The organism is Methylococcus sp. ANG, from assembly GCF_040730495.1.
In the GTDB taxonomy this organism is placed as follows: domain Bacteria; phylum Pseudomonadota; class Gammaproteobacteria; order Methylococcales; family Methylococcaceae; genus Methylococcus.
Window position 1 is genome coordinate 3638482 of record NZ_CP160399.1, and the last position, 19019, is coordinate 3657500.

At 63.2% G+C, this 19019-nt stretch carries 22 protein-coding genes; 3 read left to right on the plus strand and 19 right to left on the minus strand.

Annotated elements, in window-relative coordinates; translation table 11 throughout:
- Positions 1-30 precede the first annotated feature (30 nt).
- The 19 genes from glpK to ABZN20_RS17835 form a co-directional block, all read right to left on the minus strand.
- On the minus strand, positions 31-1551 hold the full coding sequence (gene glpK, locus ABZN20_RS17745; RefSeq protein WP_367026124.1) for a glycerol kinase GlpK: 1521 nt from the start codon (positions 1549-1551) through the stop codon (positions 31-33).
- A 225-nt stretch (positions 1552-1776) separates the two neighbouring features.
- The gene (locus tag ABZN20_RS17750) at positions 1777-2421 is read right to left on the minus strand and encodes a LysE family translocator (protein ID WP_367026125.1); all 645 of its coding nucleotides are present in this window, start codon (positions 2419-2421) and stop codon (positions 1777-1779) included.
- Positions 2422-2493: 72 nt separating this feature from the next.
- Positions 2494-2904: a GFA family protein gene (locus ABZN20_RS17755; RefSeq protein WP_367026126.1), complete on the minus strand. Its 411-nt coding sequence runs from the start codon at positions 2902-2904 to the stop codon at positions 2494-2496.
- A 194-nt stretch (positions 2905-3098) separates the two neighbouring features.
- The gene (fabF, locus tag ABZN20_RS17760; RefSeq protein WP_255556277.1) at positions 3099-4373 is read right to left on the minus strand and encodes a beta-ketoacyl-ACP synthase II; all 1275 of its coding nucleotides are present in this window, start codon (positions 4371-4373) and stop codon (positions 3099-3101) included.
- Complete coding sequence (locus ABZN20_RS17765) at positions 4370-4903, minus strand: winged helix-turn-helix transcriptional regulator (RefSeq protein WP_218805755.1); 534 nt, start codon at positions 4901-4903, stop codon at positions 4370-4372. Before ABZN20_RS17765 ends, fabF begins: the two co-directional genes overlap by 4 nt.
- A gap of 165 nt (positions 4904-5068) precedes the next feature.
- Positions 5069-5227, minus strand: coding sequence for a hypothetical protein (locus ABZN20_RS17770; RefSeq protein ID WP_218805756.1), 159 nt, complete (start codon positions 5225-5227; stop codon positions 5069-5071).
- A gap of 24 nt (positions 5228-5251) precedes the next feature.
- Entirely contained in the window at positions 5252-5419 is a 168-nt protein-coding gene (locus tag ABZN20_RS17775) for a hypothetical protein (protein ID WP_367026127.1), read from the minus strand.
- A gap of 88 nt (positions 5420-5507) precedes the next feature.
- Positions 5508-6263 carry an IS21-like element helper ATPase IstB gene (gene istB / locus ABZN20_RS17780; RefSeq protein WP_367025276.1) on the minus strand — a complete coding sequence of 252 codons (756 nt, stop codon included), beginning with the start codon at positions 6261-6263 and terminating at the stop codon, positions 5508-5510.
- A gap of 26 nt (positions 6264-6289) precedes the next feature.
- Positions 6290-7828, minus strand: coding sequence for an IS21 family transposase (istA, locus tag ABZN20_RS17785; RefSeq protein WP_367025277.1), 1539 nt, complete (start codon positions 7826-7828; stop codon positions 6290-6292).
- Between the two features lie 191 nt (positions 7829-8019).
- On the minus strand, positions 8020-8244 hold the full coding sequence (locus ABZN20_RS17790) for a hypothetical protein (RefSeq protein ID WP_367026128.1): 225 nt from the start codon (positions 8242-8244) through the stop codon (positions 8020-8022).
- A gap of 355 nt (positions 8245-8599) precedes the next feature.
- Positions 8600-10150 carry a hopanoid C-3 methylase HpnR gene (hpnR, locus tag ABZN20_RS17795; RefSeq protein ID WP_367026130.1) on the minus strand — a complete coding sequence of 517 codons (1551 nt, stop codon included), beginning with the start codon at positions 10148-10150 and terminating at the stop codon, positions 8600-8602.
- A gap of 155 nt (positions 10151-10305) precedes the next feature.
- Positions 10306-11193: an RNase adapter RapZ gene (rapZ, locus tag ABZN20_RS17800; protein WP_218805759.1), complete on the minus strand. Its 888-nt coding sequence runs from the start codon at positions 11191-11193 to the stop codon at positions 10306-10308.
- A gap of 69 nt (positions 11194-11262) precedes the next feature.
- Positions 11263-11559 (minus strand): ribosome hibernation-promoting factor, HPF/YfiA family, encoded by a 297-nt coding sequence (hpf, locus tag ABZN20_RS17805; RefSeq protein WP_367026131.1) that lies wholly within the window; start codon positions 11557-11559, stop codon positions 11263-11265.
- Between the two features lie 32 nt (positions 11560-11591).
- Positions 11592-13055 carry an RNA polymerase factor sigma-54 gene (locus tag ABZN20_RS17810; protein ID WP_218805761.1) on the minus strand — a complete coding sequence of 488 codons (1464 nt, stop codon included), beginning with the start codon at positions 13053-13055 and terminating at the stop codon, positions 11592-11594.
- Positions 13056-13142: 87 nt separating this feature from the next.
- Positions 13143-13868, minus strand: a complete 726-nt coding sequence (gene lptB / locus ABZN20_RS17815; RefSeq protein ID WP_218805762.1) for an LPS export ABC transporter ATP-binding protein — start codon at positions 13866-13868, stop codon at positions 13143-13145.
- Between the two features lie 4 nt (positions 13869-13872).
- On the minus strand, positions 13873-14385 hold the full coding sequence (lptA, locus tag ABZN20_RS17820) for a lipopolysaccharide transport periplasmic protein LptA (protein ID WP_255556278.1): 513 nt from the start codon (positions 14383-14385) through the stop codon (positions 13873-13875).
- Positions 14372-14908, minus strand: a complete 537-nt coding sequence (gene lptC / locus ABZN20_RS17825; protein ID WP_218805764.1) for an LPS export ABC transporter periplasmic protein LptC — start codon at positions 14906-14908, stop codon at positions 14372-14374. Before lptC ends, lptA begins: the two co-directional genes overlap by 14 nt.
- Positions 14909-14943: 35 nt before the next feature.
- Positions 14944-15486, minus strand: coding sequence for a KdsC family phosphatase (locus ABZN20_RS17830; RefSeq protein WP_218805765.1), 543 nt, complete (start codon positions 15484-15486; stop codon positions 14944-14946).
- Positions 15487-15526: 40 nt separating this feature from the next.
- Complete coding sequence (locus tag ABZN20_RS17835) at positions 15527-16519, minus strand: KpsF/GutQ family sugar-phosphate isomerase (protein WP_218805766.1); 993 nt, start codon at positions 16517-16519, stop codon at positions 15527-15529.
- 197 nt (positions 16520-16716) lie between these two features.
- On the opposite strand from ABZN20_RS17835, the gene ABZN20_RS17840 reads away from it, so the two are divergent.
- From ABZN20_RS17840 to tyrS, 3 genes are all read left to right on the plus strand, one after another.
- Complete coding sequence (locus ABZN20_RS17840) at positions 16717-17124, plus strand: septal ring lytic transglycosylase RlpA family protein (protein WP_218805767.1); 408 nt, start codon at positions 16717-16719, stop codon at positions 17122-17124.
- A gap of 116 nt (positions 17125-17240) precedes the next feature.
- The gene (erpA, locus tag ABZN20_RS17845; RefSeq protein ID WP_367026132.1) at positions 17241-17576 is read left to right on the plus strand and encodes an iron-sulfur cluster insertion protein ErpA; all 336 of its coding nucleotides are present in this window, start codon (positions 17241-17243) and stop codon (positions 17574-17576) included.
- Positions 17577-17773: 197 nt separating this feature from the next.
- On the plus strand, positions 17774-18967 hold the full coding sequence (gene tyrS / locus ABZN20_RS17850; RefSeq protein WP_218805768.1) for a tyrosine--tRNA ligase: 1194 nt from the start codon (positions 17774-17776) through the stop codon (positions 18965-18967).
- The last annotated feature ends 52 nt before the right edge of the window (positions 18968-19019 follow it).

Sequence of the window (19019 nt, forward strand, 5' to 3'; positions counted from 1 at the left end):
CCGCGCTTGTCTCGTCGCACCCCGGACCGTCTATTGTTGGAATGGCGATTCGTCCACCCAATCCAAGGTCCTCTGTACCGCCTTCTTCCAGCCCTTGTAAAGCGCTTCGCATGCGGCAGGATTCATCCGGGGCCGAAAAATGGTTTCATCCTGGCGCAGCGATCGCAGATCGTCGCAATCGCTCCAGAACCCCACGGCCAGCCCTGCCGCGAAGGCGGCGCCGAGGGCGGTGACCTCCTGATGGCCCTGCCGCGGCCGCAGGACGGGAATGCCGAGGATGTCGGCCTGGAACTGCATCAGGGTTTCATTGACGGCCATGCCGCCGTCGACCTTGAGGCCCGCGAACCTGATGCCCGCATCGGCAGCCATGGCTTCCAGCACGTCGCGGGTCTGATAGGCCGTCGCCTCCAGGGCCGCTCGCGCGAAATGGGCCTTCCCCGCGTAGGCGGTCAAACCGACGATGGCGCCGCGGGCGTCGGCCCGCCAGTACGGCGCAAACAGCCCCGAGAAGGCCGGCACGATGTAAATGCCGCCGTGGTCCTCCACCTGGCGGGCCAGGGCTTCGATGTCCGCGGCTTTATCGATCAGGCCAAGCTTGTCGCGCAGCCACTGGACGAGCGCTCCGGCGACCGCTACGGACCCTTCCAGCGCATACACCGGTGCCGCTTCCCCGAGCCGCCAGGCGACCGTGGTGAGCAGCCCATGCCGCGACGGCACCGGCTTTGGGCCGGTGTTCAGCAGCAGGAAGCAACCCGTTCCGTAGGTATTCTTCGCTTCTCCCGGTTCGAAACAAGCATGCCCGAACAATGCCGCCTGCTGGTCTCCGAGGTTTCCCGCCACCGGCAGGCCTTCGATCCCGCCGCGGGTTTCGCCGTAGCGTTCGCTCGACGGGCGGATCGTGGCCAGCAGATTCCGCGGTATGTCCAATAGTTCGAGCAGCTCCGCGTCCCAGTCCAGCGTCGCCAGATTCATCAACAGGGTCCGGGAGGCATTGCTGGGGTCGGTGACATGGCGGCCGCCCGCCGGTCCGCCGGTCAGGTTCCAGATCAGCCAGGTATCGATCGTGCCGCACAGCAATTCACCGCGGCTGGCCCGTGCGCGGGCATCCGGGACCCGGTCCAGCAGCCATTTCAGCTTCGGTCCCGAGAAATAAGTCGCCAGCGGCAGGCCGGTCCGGTCGCGCAACCGGTCGATCCCGCCGTCCCGCGCCAACTCGCGGCAGATGCCGTCGGTGCGCGTATCTTGCCAAACGATCGCCGGCGCGATCGGGCGGCCCGTCTGGCGCTCCCACAGCACGACCGTTTCGCGCTGATTGGTGATCCCGAGCGCGGCGACTTCCTCGACCGCCGCGCCCGCATCGGCGAGCGCCCCGGCCAGGACCGCCTGCGCGTTGCGCCAGATTTCCGCGGCATCGTGCTCGACCCAGCCGGGTTGCGGATAGAACTGTCGGTGCTCCATCTCGGCCCGGCCGCAGATGCGTGCCCAGCGGTCGAAGAGGATACAACGTGTGCTGGTCGTGCCTTGATCCAGCGCGGCGACGAAGCGAGTCATGAGGTGTGCGTGCTGCGATTGACGGACTGCCGACATCATAGCCCGGAAACGCCGGGAAGCTCGCCTTCCCACGTCCGCGGAGGAGTCGTTGACTCCGAGACGTTTAGGTCGCCCCCCTTTTCCGCTGAACGTTCGCTCATCGGGCACTGGGGGTTAATGATCGGATTCAGATGCCGCAGAGACGCGCAGCGCGCCGGTCCCCAGCTATGCCGGCGGGGCCCCAGTCTATCGGGTTCCGCGAGCCCCCGAGAGCGCCGTAAAAATTCCGAGGCTGACGAACAGGCCGCCACCGACACGTAGACCCACGCGACGAGCAGTGTTGCCGCGGAGTGTGGGCGCGACCATCCCCGCGGCCAACGCATAGGCGCTGTCCGTAACCGCGGCAATTGCGACGAAGAGGGAACCCAGCACCATACTTTGAAGCATGGGCGGCGCACTTGGGTCCAGAAACTGTGGCAGAAAAGCCGCGAAGAATACCGTGGTCTTGGGATTGAGCAGTGCGACGACGAAACCTTCCCGGAAGACGTGACCCAACGGCGCAACTTCAGGCTTCACAGCGGGGCTTTCTACCGAAGAGGAACGGAACATTCGGATGCCGAGGTAGATGAGGTAGAGCGCGCCCGCAGACTTGACCACCGAGAAGGCAAGGGAAGACACCGCGAACAGGGCGGCAAGACCGATTGAAGCGGCGAGTGCATTGCCGAGGTTCCCGAACGCGACGCCGGCAACCGAAACCAGCCCACAGTCGCGGCCTTGGACCAGGCTGCGAGTCACGACATAGAGCACCCCGGGACCCGGGGTAACCGCGAGCGCGAGGCTTGCGAACAAGAAAGCGGAAAACAGAGGCCAGGGCGGAAGCAGGTCAGTCATTGTGGCAACCTTGGTTGGGCCGAATCATCGAAGCCATTGCGGTTCGTCGCACCAATACCCAGAAAAATTCCATCAGTCCGGATATTCGGCATGACGCGGTAACGTATCCCCGTCGCAAGACCAATCGGCTCTCGAGTCCCAGAAGATCCGCGCCTGCGGTTTGATCGGGATTTCGTCGTCCAGTGAGCCGGCTGGTATGACAACGCCGTCAATTTCCGGAACGTATCGGGCTACCTGACTTCCGCAGTGACTACAAAACTGCCGGGTGAACCGCTTGGCTTCGGGAACTTTGAATTGCTTCAGCAAGGATTTGCCGTCCGTAAAAAGCAAATCCGCATTCGCTATGAATAGATTGGTCGCATGCCCTGTTCCGGAAGACTTTCGGCATCGGGAACAATGGCAATGATAGAAGCGTTGAGGATCACCACTGACTTCATATTTCACCGCGCCGCAAAGGCAGCTGCCTTTAAGCATGACTGACATACAACCTCCGGTAACGATAAGAATTGGGACCTCTGAAGTGACGAAAGGGTGTGCTGAGCAAAAGGAAATCATTCGAGGCCGAGATATGATCGCGGCCAATCGATCCTTGGAGCCTCCTGGTTCGACCCGTTCGGCAGTATGCCAACGTCTGCGTCAACTCCGTCGCCGGCTCTTGTTGCCAGGGACCGGACATGTCACACCTGCCAGCGCCGCAGAACGATGCTGGCGTTCACGCCGCCGAAACCGAAGCCGTTGGACATCGCATGCTCGAGAGCCAAGGGCCTGGCCGCACCGCTCACGATATCCACGCCTTCGCCGGCAGGGTCGGGATGTTCCAGGTTGAGCGTCGCCGGCACGATTTGGTCGCGCAGCGCCAGTACGGTAAAGATGGCCTCGACGCCGCCCGCTGCACCCAGCAGGTGGCCGGTCGCCGATTTGGTCGAGCTGACCGCGACGCTTGGGTTCCGGCCGAACAGCGATTTGATGGCCTCCAACTCGCAGCGGTCCCCCACGGGGGTGGAGGTGGCATGGGCGTTCAGGTGCCGGATGTCCGCCGGTATGAGGCCGGCCTGCCGCAAGGCGGCCTGCATGGCTCGCCGGGCGCCGGCGCCATCCTCCGGGCCGGAGGTGAGGTGATAGGCGTCCGCGCTGGTGCCGTATCCGACCAGTTCGGCGAGGGGCAGGGCGCCCCGTGCCTGGGCGTGCTCCAGCGCTTCGATGACCAGCAGCCCCGCGCCTTCTCCCATCACGAAGCCGTCGCGTGCGCCGTCGAAAGGGCGGGAGGCGCGTTCCGGTTCGTCATTGAAGCGCGACGACAAGGCCCGCGCGGCTGCAAACCCGCCCAGGCTCACCCGATCGATGCAGGCCTCCGTACCGCCGCAGACAGCCACATCGGCTTCGCCTTCGCGGATCAGCCGGGCAGCGTCGCCGATGGCCTGGACACCCGCCGCGCAGGCCGTCACCGGAGCGCCGATGGGGCCTTGATAGCCGTAGCGGATGGAGACATGTCCGGCCGCCATGTTGACGAGAAAGGATGGGATGGTGAACGGGGAAAGGCGCTGCACGCCGCGGCGGTCCGTCGTGCGGACGGCCTGCGTGATCGCCGGAAAGCCGCCGATGCCGGAGGCGATGACCGTGGCGGTACGTTCGCGCGATCTCGCGTCCGTCGGCTTCCAGCCCGACTGGGCAATCGCTTCCTCGGCCGCGGCCAGCGCGAACAGGATGAATCGGTCCATCTTGCGCTGGTCCTTGGGCGAGGCCACCTGATCGGCATCGAAACCGGCTGCCGGGTCTTCCACCCTGATCGGTACGACACCGCCCACCTTTGCCGGAACATCGGCCACCAGCTCTTCGGGCAGCGCGCGCAGTCCGGAATGCCCGGCGATCAGGCGCGACCACACCTGCTCGACTCCGCAGCCCAGGGGGGAGACCATCCCCATGCCCGTGACGACGACGCGGCGCATGCTCATGCCGGCTTTTCCGAGTTCCGGTCAGGCAGAGCGGTGTTCGCCAATCGGGCCCGCGATACGCGGGCGCGAAGACGAACCTGTGCGCTCGCCGCGGGTCCCGGCTGCAGCATCACGTTTTCCGGGGTGATCGGCGCCAGGGTGCGGCCGTCCACCAAAGCCGGTTCAACGAGTTCGCCGGAACGGCGGTCCGCCAGTTGGACCGATATCCCTTCGGGCGTCAGGTGCTTGTTGCCCCAGGCGAGCATCGCCGCCAGTACAGGGAAGAAATCGCGGCCTTTGGCCGTCAGAAGGTATTCGTATCGGGGCGGACGCGGGTTGTACATGCGGCGTTCCAGCAAACCGTTCATGGTCAGATGTTTCAACCGCCGCGCCAGGATGTTGGGGGCGATCCCGAGGCTGGCCTGGAATTCGTCGAATCGGGTAAGCCCCTGGAAAGCATCGCGCAGGATCAGCATGCTCCACCATTCGCCGACACATTCCAGGGCACGCGCAGCCGGGCATTCCATGTTCTTGAAGCTGGTTCGTTGCATGATGAAAATTACTATAGCCGTGCGGCTAGCAACATGCAAGTAACTCGGCGTACGGGGCGTCGCGGTGAAGGGTGAAGCCTGTCGCCGGTCACAAAGTCCAGCCGGAACGGCAGGGAGAACTCCTCACCGAATCCGGACGCATCCCCCCGATCGGCGGGGTGGTTCTCACGATCCGATCGCGAGCAGGAACAAGACGATCACCGCCACGGCGATGGCGATGGGCAGAGGGTTGTTCAAGAGAGCGATCAGATCCTTGCGGTAGATGTCGACCGTCTCTTTGAAAACCTTCTTCGTGTGCTCCTTCAAAGTCGGTTCGTTCGGCATGGAAACCTCCTCAAAGTCCGCTCCTCACTCAGGCTCGTCGAGAGCCCATCGTTTCAGTTTATGATCGACGAAGACCAGTTCGTAAGCCTGGGTGTCCGGTACGAGCCACCAGGTGACGGTGAAGGTCGGAATGCCCAGCAGCAGGTTCCAAATGGCTGTATTTCTGCCGTAAAGGTCGTATAAGCGAACCACGGTGTTCCTGCGCATTCCGGCGAACGTGACCGTTGATTCCGGTGATCGTGACCGCCGGGGATCTCATGCCGCGCTGGAGGTTGGTTTTTTACTTGGACCGGTCACGTTGGGTCAAGCCGGCGGTGGTTTTGCGCATCGACTCGCCGGTCAGGGGTAGCCGGTGGGCGTTGTGCAGGAGGCGGTCGAGGATGGCATCGGCGAGGGTGGGCTCGCCGAGGTAGTCGTGCCAGTGCTCGACCGGCAGCTGGCTGGCGATGAGGGTGGAGCGCAGGCCGTGGCGGTCTTCGATCAACTCCATGAGGTCGTTGCGCTGAGAGGCGGTGAGCGGCTGGATGCCCCAGTCGTCGAGGATGAGCAGGTCGGTGCGGGCGAGCTGGTTCATGAGCCGGGAATAGGAGCCGTCGCCGCGGGCGACGGCGAGCTGTTCGAGCAGCCGAGGCAGGCGCAGGTAACGGACGGCTAGTCCCTGGCGGCAGGCCTGATTGCCGAGGGCGCAGGCGAGATAGGTCTTGCCGGTGCCGGTGGGGCCGGTGAGGCAGAGATTGTGATGGGCGCGCAGCCAAGAGCCTTCGGCGAGCGCGGCCATTGGGGGACGATGCAGGCCGCGGGGGTGGCGATAGTCGATATCCTCGATGCAGGCGGCAAGGCGCAGCTTGGCGTCCTTGAGCAAACGGCTGAGGCGGCGGTTGTCGCGGTAGAGCAGCTCCCGGTCGACGAGCAGCGCGAAGCGCTCGTCGAAGGAGAGATCGTGGGTGGCGGGCTGTTCGAGCTGTTGTTCGAAGGCCTCGCGCATGCCGGTGAGGCGCAGGGTGTGGAGCTTGTCCAGGGTTTGCTGGGTGAGCATGGTTTTGTCTCCTGTTGTAACGGGTTTCAGTTGTAGTAGTCGGGACCGCGCACGTTGCCGTGGGCCGGCAGCGCCGCGGCGGTCTCGTCATGGGCCTCATGCGGCTGGCGGTCGAGCCCCTTGTCGAGGATGGAGCTGACGGAGCGATAGGACGGTGATTGGATGGCCAAGGCCCGCGCACAGGCCGCCTCCAGCCGCGCTCGGCTGTAGCGCCGAGCGAGATTGAGCAGGCCCAGGCAGGCGCGGTAGCCGTGCTCGGGATGGGGCCGGTTGTTGAGCTGGTGTTCGACCACGTGCAGCGTCGCTACGCCGATGTCTTTGGCCCAGTTCATGAAGCGCCCCGGTGACCACTGGCGGTGCTCGCGGTGGGACTTGGGCATGTGCTCGGGGAGGGTGGAGAAGCGGCCGGCGCCCTGGCGCGGGTGCGCGGCGACGCGGTGTCCCCGGTGCAGCACCTCGATGCTGGTGGCGGTGGCGCGCAGCTCCAGCACCTGGCCGACCAGCGCATGGGGCACGCTGTAGAGGCGACCGCCGAACTCGACGTGGTAGTCGATGCCGGGCTTGACCTGTTTCCACTCGGCGTACTCGTAAGGCACCAGCGGCAGGGGTTTGAGGGCCGGCCGGTCGAGGGACTCGAACAGGTCGCGGCGGCTGTCGGGCTGGCGCTGGAAGGGGCGGCCGTTGAGTGACTCCAGCAGCTCGTGTATGGCCTGGTTGAGGGCCGCCAGGGAGTGGAAGGTGCGATGGCGCAGCCGGGCCAGAATCCACCGTTCCACGACTTGCACGGCCACCTCCACCTTGGCCTTGTCCTTCGGCTGGTAAGGGCGCGCCGGCAGGATGGCGGCGCCGTAGTGGCGGGCCAGCTCGGCGTAGGTGGCGTTGGGCTCGGGGGCGTAGCGGCAGGGCTGGCTCACCGCCGCGCGCAGGTTGTCCGGCACCCACAGCGCGGGGGTGCCGCCGAAGTAGCGCAGGGCGCGCTGATGGGAGGCGATCCAGTCCGGCAGCGCCTGGGTCCAGGTGGCCTCGGCGTAGGTGTAGCTGGAGGCGCCGAGCACGGCGACGAACACCTGCGCCTGGCGCAGCTCGCCGGTGGCGGGGTCGATCACCGGAACGGTGGGGCCGCAGTAGTCGAGAAAGAGCTTCTCGCCGGCGTGGTGAACCTGGCGCATGCTGCGCCGCTGCTGGCCCTGCCAGAGCCGGTAACGGTGGCAGAACTGGCTGTAACGGTAAGCGGCCTCGCCGTGGGTCGCCACGTACTCGGCCCACAGCAGCTGCAGGGTCACCCCCTTGCGCTTGAGCTCGTGGTGAAGGCGCGGCAGGTCCGGCTCCACGAAGCGCGCCGGGGCCGTGGGGGCGGGGAACAGCAACCGCTCCAGGGCCGCCTCGTCCATCGCCCCGGGCAGCGGCCAAGCAACGCCCTTCGCCTGGGCGAGGCTCACGTACTTGCTGACCACGCCCTTGGAGACGCCCAGCGCCCGGGCGATCTTCTCGTGGCTGAGCTTCGCCTCGTGCTTGAGGCGCAGAATCTCGGTGATGTGTCGCATGGAACTCCTCTTTGCCGGCATGTCGCCCCCTTCGAAAGTAAAAGGGCGGCTCTATGCCTGTTGGGGTTGAGAAATTCCAGCGCGGCTGAGGTGATTCCGGGAACGTGACCGCGATTTCCGGCATCGTGACCACCGATTCCGGCCGGAAGGCCAAAATCGGTCACGATCAAACGGAATCGCCGGTCACGTTCACCCGGCATGGGCGGTCACGATCAAACGGAATCGGCGGTCACGTTGGGCCGGAATACGCAGTTCCCGCCTTCCGCCGTTTCTCCTTCGTGCAGAGTGACATAATGGGAATCGAGCACCTGGTCGACTTGTTGTTCCGTCATGCCGGATTTGAGCTTATCGAGATCACCGGTATTGTGCTTCGCCGGCAGCACGACCCCGCAGCCGGGAAGCATCAAAGCTGTGCAAACCGCGATCAGGGCTTTCATGGATTCTCCAAGGGCCGTCGACGAGGAAATGCCGAAGCCGGTCGCCAGGACCGGGCCGGGATTCATCCTACACCGAACGCTCCTCAAGGGCGCGGCATGATCGCTCGGTAACTTCGAACCGATTACACTTAGGCCGATGCGCCTGGGGCCTCCCAACGTCGAAAACGGTGTTGCCTCCCCGTGCGTCATGCCGTCGTCATCGAGCCTTCCGGCAACAACGTTTCCGCCAATGATCCCTATCTCGCCAGTCGTGGATGAGGATGCGCTCGGGCATGCGGCGCCCTTGGGCGAGTTGATACTGACGGAGCTTGCGGTCGAGCAGTGGGCTGATCGGCGTATCCCGCAATGGGCCTTGTCAACCGGCCGCCGTCGCCCCCATCCGTCCCTCGTCCACGAATTTTTCCGTGGCGTCGTCCAGGGCGCGGCTTCTGCGGCCCTGGCCGCGGTGGACGTAGAGGGTCTTTGCCTCGATTTTCCGGTCCGACGGGGCGGGTGGGAGGGCCATCTGGTATTTCACCGGCTGGCGGTGGTCCGCCAACTGCAATTCCGGGTTGAAGACGCTGTTGAATTTCCACAGGCTCCGGAGGAAGTTGGTCTGCCCGCGCAGCAAATGGCCGCCGAGGATTTTCAGGGTATCGCGCGCCGCGGCCCAGCCCATGTGTTTCTTGTAGAGCACCTGCTGGGTCTTCACCAGTTCGCCGTAGAACTCGCGCAGCGGAAGCCTGGTGGGGAGGACGGCGTGCTGGATGTCGAACAGTCGGTAATCGCGGGTGGTGAGCTGGCGCGATTCGGTGTGCCAGCTTTCCGTGCCGGGGTAGGGCGTGTTGACGCTGATGTTGACGATCTCCGAGATTTCCATGCACCACTGGCGGATAACCTCGAAACGCTTTTTGTCCCAGTCGGGGTCGGCGATGAGATTGATGGCGACCGTGATCCCCAAGGAGCGGGCGAATTCCAGGGCCTCGAAGTTCTTGCCGAGGCTGACGCGCTTGCGGAATTTCTGCAGCCCTTCGGCATCGATCGCTTCGACGCCCAGGAACATGTATTCCATGCCCAGTCTCTTCCAAAGCTTGAATACTTCCTTGTTGCGCAGCAGGACGTCACCCCGGGTCTCCAGGTAGTACTGCTTCCTGATGCCCTCGCGGGCGATCGCTTCGCCGATTTCCATGCCGTGCTGGGCCTGGATGAAGGCGACGTCGTCGACGATGAAGATGCCGGGCTCCTCGATGCGCCGCAGATCTTCCATGATGCGCTCGGTGCTCATCACGCGGTAGCTGCGCCCGTAGAAGGTCCAGGCGCTGCAGAAGCTGCAGTCCCAGGGGCAGCCCCGGCTGAACTCGATGGAGGCGCAAGGGTCCAGGGTGCCGAGGAAATATTTGCGGCGGTGCTTCAGCAGGTCGCGGGCCGGGAGATGCTCGTCCAGACTTTCGGTGAAGGCGGGCGGCGGGCCTTCTCCCTTCAGGCTGACCGCGCCCGGCACCTCGTCGATATTGCCGCCACGGGCGACGGCCTCCATCAGCCTGGGCGCGCCTGTTTCGCCCTCACCCCGCAGGACGCAGTCGAGCAGGCCTTCGCCGTGTTCCAGCAAGTCTTTGGCGACGAAGGAGGCGCTGTGGCCGCCGACGAAGGTGAAGCACTCCGGCAGCCGGGTTTTGGCAGTCTTGGCCAGGTCGACGACTTCCGGAACGTTGGCGAGATAGTTGAGGGAAAAACAGACGACGTCCGGGCGCCAGGCGTCCAGTTCGCGCAGGAAATCCGCGTGGGACTCCACCTGCAGGTCCATCAGCCGGATGTCGTGGCCGGCGCGCCTCAAGGATTCAGCCACCAGCTCCAGGCCCAGCGGTTCCAGGCGCAGGAAGACCTTGGTGTACATGAGAGGGCTGGGGTGTACGCAAAAGACCTTCATGGGATCTCGGCTCCTTCCTTCCATTTCTGAAATTCATCGAAGAAGACGCCGCCCGATGGGAGTCCGACGGCGAGCAGCCGGATCGTCTCACATGGCCGGATTTCTGGCTACTTGCGCGGATATTGTGGGAGAGTTCCTGAGATCCGAGGACGCGCTCACCGCGTGCCGTGGCCCTCATCGACCGGCTCGGGGAGTTCCCGATGCCGGACCAGCAGGTTGTAGCGGTCGCTGTTCAGCCGTTTGGCCAGTGCTTCGACGAGATAGACGGAGCGGTGCTGGCCGCCGGTGCAGCCGATCGCCACGTTGAGATAACTGCGGTTTTCCGCCAGGAAGCAGGGTATCCAGCGTTCCAGGAACGCCGTGAGGTGGTTCAGGTAGTCGTGGACGTCCGCGCTTTCCGCCAGAAATGCGACGACTTCCGGATCCTTGCCCGTCTTCGGCCTCAGGCTGGCCGTCCAGTGCGGATTGGGCAGGCAGCGGGCGTCGAACACGAAATCGGTGTCCATCGGCACGCCGTGCTTGAAGCCGAAGGACTGGAGGCAGAGCGACATCAGGCCGCCGCTGGGGGTGCCGACGCGTTGGCGGACCAGTTCGCGCAGTTGGTGGATGGTGGTATAGGTGGTGTCGATGTTCAGGTCGGCCCGGCTCAGCACCGGTTCCAGCAGGCGCCTCTCCAGATCGATGGCCTCGGCCAGTGGCACCGATGCGTCGGTGAGCGGATGCTTGCGGCGGGTTTCGCTGAAACGCTTGAGCAGGGTTTCCGGCTCGGCCTGGAGAAACAGGAGCCGGCAGTCGACCCCCAGCCGGCGGGCCCTGTCCAGGATGTCCGGAAAGCCGGTGAGATTCGCGCTCTGGTTGCGGGCGTCGATGCCGATGGCGATCTTATCGAACGCGCTCGACCGGGAGGCGATGGCCTGCTGGAGGAACGGCTCGATCAGGGGAGCGGGCAGGTTGTCGATGCAGTAGTAGCCACAATCCTCGAGCGTGTCCAGGGCGATACTCTTGCCCGAGCCAGAGAAACCGCTGACGATGATGAGCCGCATCTGGAGACTTTCCGGCGCCTTATTGTGCTGATTCTCCGCAAACGGTATCACCGGGCGGTGACGGTCCGGTTACGGGCGGCCGTGGTCGTTGAGTTTTTCCTTGTGCTTGAGGATTTGGCGGTCCAGCTTGTCGACGAGGCCGTCGATGGCGGCGTAGAGGTCTTCCTGGGCGTCCTCGGCAAACAGGTTCGCACCCGTCACCTGCACCGTGGCTTCGGCCTTCTGCAGCAGTTTTTCCACCGACAGGATGACGTGGACATCGAACAGTTGGTCGAAATGGCGTTCCAGTTTCTGGAACTTCCCGGTGGTGTAGTTTTTCAGGGCGTCGGTGACGTCGATGTGGTGTCCGCTGATGCTGAGCTGCATGAGATTCTCCCTGTGTCGGAACTGCGTAGCGCTTAGAACAACTGCTTTCTTTCGTTGGACGGCGGAATGCCCATCGCTTCGCGGTATTTGGCGATGGTCCGCCGCGCGACGTTGATGCCCTTGTCTTTCAGCATGCCGGCGATGGCATGGTCGCTCAAGGGCCGGGTCGCCTCTTCCTTGCTCACGATTTCCCTGAGGAACGCCTTGATCGCGGTGGCCGAGCATTCTCCGCCGGAATCCGTGGAAACGTGGCTCGAAAAGAAATACTTGAATTCGTAGATGCCGTTGGGCGTGTGCATGTACTTCTGGGTGGTGACCCGCGAGATCGTGGACTCGTGCATGGAGACTTCCTCGGCGATGTCGCGCAGCACCAGGGGTTTCATTGCGGTCTCGCCGACATCCAGGAACTCGCGTTGGCGGTCCACGATGGCGCGCGCCACTTTGAGCAGGGTTTCGTTGCGGCTCTGCAGGCTCTTGATGAACCAGCGCGCTTCCTGCAGGTGATTCCGCATGGTGACGTTGTCCGAACTGCTGTCCGCCCGTCGGATCAGGCCGCTGTAATAGGGATTGACGCGCAGCTTGGGGGCGATTTCGGGATTGAGCGCGACGGCCCACTCGGCCCCCTGCCGATAGACGAAGACGTCCGGGATGATGTACTGGTAGTCGTCGGGTTCCACCGAGCGGCCGGGTTTCGGGTCCAGGGACCGGACCAGGCGGATCACCTCGGCCAGTTCGTCGTCGTCCAGCTCCAGCGCTTTCTTGAGCCGGACCAGGTCCTTCTTCGCGAGCAGATCGACGTGACGGCAGACCAGTTCGAGGGCCTGGGTACGGTAGGGGGTGTTCTCGGGCATCTGCTGCAATTGGATGCGCAGGCAGTCGGCCGGGTTTTCCGCCGCGATGCCGGGCGGATCGAAGTTCTGGATGCGGTGCAGAACCGCTTGGACTTCGTCCTGTTCGAGATTTTCGAGTTGCGAACTCAGCCCCTGGGCGATTTCTTCCGCATTGGCGTCCAGGTAGCCGTCGTCGTCCACCGCATCGATGATGGCGGTTGCGATGGCGTGATCCCGCTCGGTGAAGGGCGTGAGCTCCATCTGCCAGCGCAGGTATTCCTGGAGGCTCTGTCCCTTGCCGCGCTGCCCCAGGAAATCCTCGTTTTCCGGCTCTGCCGCGTTGCTCGGCGCGTAGCTGTGCACGCCGTCGAAGACGTCCTCCCAGGACGAGTCGACTGGCAGCTCGTCGGGGATGGTGGTCTGGGTGTCGAGGTCCGGGAGTTCGCCGTAGCTGGGTTCGGTCTGGGTGACAGGAGTCTCGTCGGCCGCCGCGTCGCGGACGTGCTCTTCCTCGTCGGTGACTTCCAGCATCATGTTGGAATCCAGCGCCTGCTGGATTTCCTGCTGCAATTCGAGCGTGGACATCTGCAACAGCTTGATGGCCTGTTGCAGCTGGGGGGTCATGGCCAGTTGCTGCCCCAGCCGAAGTTGCAGTGATTGCTTCATGATCGGTCTAACGTGCTGTCTTCCAACGTGGTGCGATAATTGCTTGCATATTAACGCAATGCAGCCGCAACGATAAAGCCGTTTCGCTCAAAGAGAAAAATTGTCTCCTAAATAGACCTGCCGGACCTCGCGATTGTTCACGATTTCAGTCGCATTTCCTTCGGCGATGACCCTTCCCGCGGCCAGGATGTAGGCGCGGTCGCAGATCCCCAAGGTTTCGCGAACGTTGTGTTCCGTGATCAGGATTCCGATGCCGCGGCTTTTCAGGTGTTCGATGATGTTGCGGATGTCTATGATGCTGATCGGGTCGACACCGGCAAAAGGCTCGTCGAGAAGCATGAAGCGGGGTTCGCACGCGAGGGCGCGGGCGATCTCCACCCGCCGCCGTTCGCCGCCGGAGAGGCCTGCGGCGCGCTGGTCCCTCAGGTGGGAAATACTGAATTCCTCCAGCAATTCTTCGATGATCAATTCCTGCTGCCCGCGCGTCAGATCCGGGCGGAATTCCAGTACCGCCCGCAGGTTGTCGGCGACCGTCAGCTTGCGAAAAATCGACGGCTCCTGGGGAAGGTATCCCAGGCCCAGCTTCGCTCTCGCATGCATCGGCATGTGGGTGATGGGACGCCGGTCGATCGAAATGGTTCCGTGGTCCGGCCGTATCAGTCCGACGATCATGTAGAAGCTGGTCGTCTTGCCGGCGCCGTTCGGGCCGAGCAGACCGACGATTTCTCCGGTATCGATCGACAGATTGACGCCATCGACGACGGTGCGCCGGTAATAGCGCTTGCCGAGGTTTTCCGCGCTCAGTGTGGTCATCGGCTTACTTCGGGCTCCCGCCTTCGGCCTTCGGCGCCAGCTTGACGCGCACGCGCGACTTGTTCGACTGTGGATCGCCCGCCTTCACGAAATTTTTGCGGCTGTCGTATTCGATCCGGTCGCTCTCGGTGGAGTCGCCGCCCTGCCAGACCACGGCCTTGTCGTAAAGGATGAGAATGCCGGTTTCAGGAAAATATTCGGCGCGTTGGCCGGTGCCGTGGATGTCCTCTTTTCCGCCGTCCGGCGTCTGCTTCAGCCGGACCGGGTTCGCCCAGGCGACGACCTTTTCGGTTTTTCCGCCCTTCTGGTAGACGATCATCTTGTCCGAGTCCACGACCAGGCTGCCCTGGGTCGAGCGCACGTGGCCGATGTACACGGTTTGCCCGGTGGCCTCGTCGTAAGTGGCGGTGTCGGCCTCGATGTAGATCGGTTGCTTGGCGTCGCTGGAAAGCCCGAACGTCAAGCCCGGCCAGAGGCACGAGAGGACGGCCAGCGTTCTCGTTCTAGGGCATTTCATGTTTTCTGCGAACATTGGAGAGGATGGTGATTTTGAGTTGATCGCCGAAATGAACCTGGGCGCCGTTGCCGGAGAGGAAGTCCGGATCGCTGAAGACTTCGACATGGTCGGCGGTCTCGGCGTAGTCCCGGCTGGGATCGACCACGGCGTTGCTCGTCACCACCCGGATCGCCCGGCCATTCCGGTCCGTGTCCCGCTGGATGAGCACCGCGCCTTCCAGGGCGATGGTCCCATCCGGACGGATGGTGCCATGTTCGGAAGAAACGACCCAGGGAGGATTGTCCTCTTTCGAAAACATCGTGTACACCGGCGCCGTCAAGTCGGTGCGGTCATCGTCGATGTAGTGCGTGAGTACCGGCGCCACCAGCAAATTCTTCGCCTTGCCGCCCTCGTCCAGGGAGGTCCGCCGGATGTTGAGGGAGAAGTAGTCGACGGTGCCGTGTTCGGCATTCGCACCGCCATCTTCCTTGGGCTTGATCCGCTGCGCATACCATGTGCTGCCCAGTGCCGCCAGGGCGAGCATGGCGACCGCGACGATCTGCTGGCGCGTCAGGGTAATCAGAGGAACCTCGCCATCGCCCCGTCGAGCGTGCCTTGGGCATGCATGATCAGGTCGCAGACTTCACGGGCGGCGCCGGCGCCACCGGTCCGGGCGGTCAACCAATGCGCCTGTTCGGCGGCCAGCGGATGGGCGTCCGCCGTTGCCACGGCAAGGCCCGCGCGCCTGAAGAGGGGGACATCCGGCAAGTCGTCACCCACGTGCGCGACCTGAGTATCGGACAGTCCCAGTTCCGCCCGGAGCCGGCCGAAGGCTTCGAGCTTGTCGTCGAAGCCCTGAAAACAGTACCTGACACCTAGGCTCTCCATGCGGCGCCGTACGATCTCGGATTTGCGGCCGGAAATCACCGCGACCTCGACACCGCTTTCCCGCAGCAGCTTGATGCCGAGGCCGTCCCGAGTGTGGAAGGCCTTGTATTCGCTCCCCTGGAGATCGAAGAACAAGGTGCCGTCGGTCAGCACGCCGTCGACGTCGAAAATCGCAAGGCGGATGGCCGCCGCGCGGGCCAGGACGTCCTGGCTTGCTTCGAATGGGCGTTTCATGGGCGGTGCCGGGCAGGGCATCGGCGTTCGCGCGAATCGCTCACAACACCCCCGCCCGCAGGAGATCGTGCATGTTGATCGCCCCGACCAGTCGCCCGTTTTCCACGACCGGCAGGGCGTTGATCCGTTTCTGTTCCATGATCCGGACGGCTTCGGCGGCGAGCAGGCTGCTTTCGACGGTCACGCAAGGCCGGGTCATCACGGCGGCGATCGGGGTCGCATGGATATCCTGCGCCCTTTCCAGCAGGCGGCGCAGATCGCCGTCCGTGAATACGCCTTGAACCGTGCCGGCGCCGTCGACGACCGCCGTCATGCCGAGCTTCTTCGCCGTCATTTCCAGCAGCGCATCCCGCACGCGGGCCTCGAGGCCGACGAAAGGCGTGTCGCCGCCCGTATGCATGATGTCGCGGACGAAGGTCAAGAGGCGTCTGCCGAGGCTGCCGCCGGGATGGGAAAACGCGAAATCCTCCCGCGTGAAGCCACGCGCCTCGAGCAGCGCCACGGCCAAGGCGTCGCCCATGGCCAGCGTGGCCGTGGTGCTCGAGGTCGGCGCCAGCCCCAGCGGACAGGCTTCCTCTCGGACGCCGGTGTCGAGGTGGATGCTGGACTGGCGGGCGAGCGTGGAAAGGCTGTTGCCCGTCAAGGCGATCAGCGGAATCCCCAGCCGTTTTATCAGCGGCAATATGGTCAGAAGCTCTGCCGTTTCGCCGGAATTGGACAGCGCCAGCACGACATCGTTGCGGGTGATCATGCCCAGATCGCCGTGGCAGGCCTCTCCGGGATTGACGAAGAACGCCGGAGTGCCGGTGCTGGCGAGCGTCGACGCTATTTTCCCACCGATATGGCCGGACTTGCCCATGCCTGTGACGACCACGCGGCCACGGCAAGCGAGAATCAGCCGGCAACCGGCGGCGAAGTTCGAGTCGATGCGGTCGGCCAGGGCGCTGATCGCGGCAGCCTCGGTGTTGATCACGTTGACGCCGAGCGCGCAGAGCGTGCGGTCGTCGAACGTCGGATGCTGTGGGTTCCCCATGAATGGTGATATTTGCTGCGTGCGTCAGGAATTATGCCATATCCTTCGTCCTATGCCCGTTGCCCGCCGGGTCACGCACGGCGCATCCCGTTCGCTGCGATGTCATAAGGGATTGCGTTGCAAGTTGCTCTGAACTGTGAGTCTTGTTTATCATGAGGCCGCAATATCCCAACGAAGCTCTTGCAGGAGGTTGACTGGTGCAAGTGAACGGCAAGATAACGCAGGGCGTTTTATCGCTCGTGCTGGCGGCCAGCTGCCATTTCGTTCAAGCCAAACCGCTTCATGAGAAGCACGAAAAAAGAGACCGCAGCGTAGGATTGGCGTCCTACTACAGTGACCGGTTTCACGGGCGGCGGACCGCAAGCGGTGAACGTTACAACCGCGACGCACTGACGGCGGTGCACAATTCCTTTCCTTTCGGCACCCTCCTGAGGGTAACGAATCTCAGAAACCAGCGCAGTGTGCTGGTTCGCGTCAACGACCGATCGGCGCGCCGCCATGGCAGGCTTCTCGATCTTTCCAAACGCGCCGCTAGAGAGTTGGGCTTCATCGGGGCGGGGCTCACGCTAGTTAAGCTCGAAGTCGTCGAGTTAGGTGCGGGTTAGCCGGCGCTTCCTTACGTCTGTGCGAATGGACCGAATCCGGATTCGGGCGGATTTAATTCTTGACGGCCACGCTAGGAATACTCTATCGTTTTGATTTTGATAGAGTGCGGTGCGATATGAGCGCAGAGACCATCCAGTTTACCGACAGCGCGGCCAATCGGGTGAGCGAGCTTCTGGCCGAAGAGGGCGATCAAAACCTCAAGTTGCGCGTTTATGTGACGGGCGGCGGATGTTCGGGGTTTCAGTACGGCTTCACGTTCGACGAAGTCGTCAACGAAGACGATACGGTCGTCGAAAAGAACGGAGTCAGTGTGCTGGTCGATCCAATGAGCCTTCAATACCTCCAGGGCGCCGAGATCGACTACACCGAAAACGTTTCGGGTTCCCAGTTCGTGATCCGGAATCCCAACGCAACGACGACCTGCGGCTGCGGTTCGTCGTTTTCGGTCTGACGGCGTTTCTCCCATCCCGGCTCCCGGCGACGTCTGGATTTTCGCCGGGCCGGATCCCCTCGGCGGTTCGGGTTTCCCTCCCGCAGGGCCGCATTTTCCCTTATCCTAGCCCGCTTTTCGCGAGTCTTGCACCGGCCATGGCTCCATGCTGAAGCCGGCGGCGCCGAACCAACCAGAGCGACCTTCGAAGACGTTTCATGAATGACGTAATGACCCAATTGCTGCGCGGTACCCATGAGGTGCTGCGTCAGGAAGATCTGCAAAAGCGCATCGAAAGCGGCAAACCTCTGCGGATAAAGGCCGGCTTCGACCCCACCGCGCCGGACCTGCATCTCGGGCATACCGTGCTGCTGAACAAGCTCAAGCAGTTTCAGGAGCTGGGACATGAAACGATCTTTCTCATCGGCGACTTCACCGGCATGATCGGCGACCCGACGGGAAAGAATGTCACGCGCAAGCCCCTGACCCGGGATGAGGTGATCGAAAATGCCAAGACCTATGAAGAGCAGATCTTCAAGGTATTGTGTCCGGAACGAACGCTGGTCATGTTCAATTCCAGTTGGATGAACGCGATGACTTCCGCCGATCTCATCCAACTGGCTGCGAAGCACACGGTCGCCCGGATGCTCGAGCGGGACGATTTCGCCAAGCGCTATGCCGGCGGACAGCCGATCTCCATCCACGAGTTCCTGTACCCGTTGATCCAGGGCTACGACTCCGTCGCCCTCAAGGCCGACGTCGAACTCGGCGGGACGGACCAGAAGTTCAATCTGCTGGTCGGGCGTCATCTGCAGGAAATCTACGGCCAGACGCCACAGGTGGTCATGACCATGCCGATCCTCGAAGGACTTGACGGAGTTCAGAAGATGTCGAAGTCCCTCGGCAATTACATCGGCATCGCAGATCAGCCGGACGACATGTTCGGAAAGCTCATGTCGATATCGGATGACCTCATGTGGCGCTATTACGAACTCCTCAGTTTTGCGCCCATGGCCGACGTCGCGCGCTGGCGGCGGGAATGCTCCGAGGGCGCGAATCCGCGCGATATCAAAGTCAAGCTGGCTCAGGAAATCGTCGAGCGTTTCCACGGCGCATCGGCCGCGCGAAAGGCCCTCGAAAATTTCGAAGCCCGTCATCGCGATAATGCGGTGCCCGACGATCTGGTCGAACGGGCCGTCTCCGTCCCGGACGGCGGCTATCCCATAGCGAACCTCATTCATGACCTGGCGCTCACCGCATCGACGTCCGAGGCGCTCCGGCTGATCAAGCAGGGCGGAATCAAGATCGACGGTGAGCGCATCGAGGATCCGAAATGCAGGATGGCGGCCGGAGGCACTCATATCATTCAGGTGGGGAAAAGAAAATTTGCCAAAGTTCGTCTCAGCGCTTGACGGACTTCGTGGATGCTGTAGAATGCGCGTCTCTTTCGGGGTGCTGGCGGAT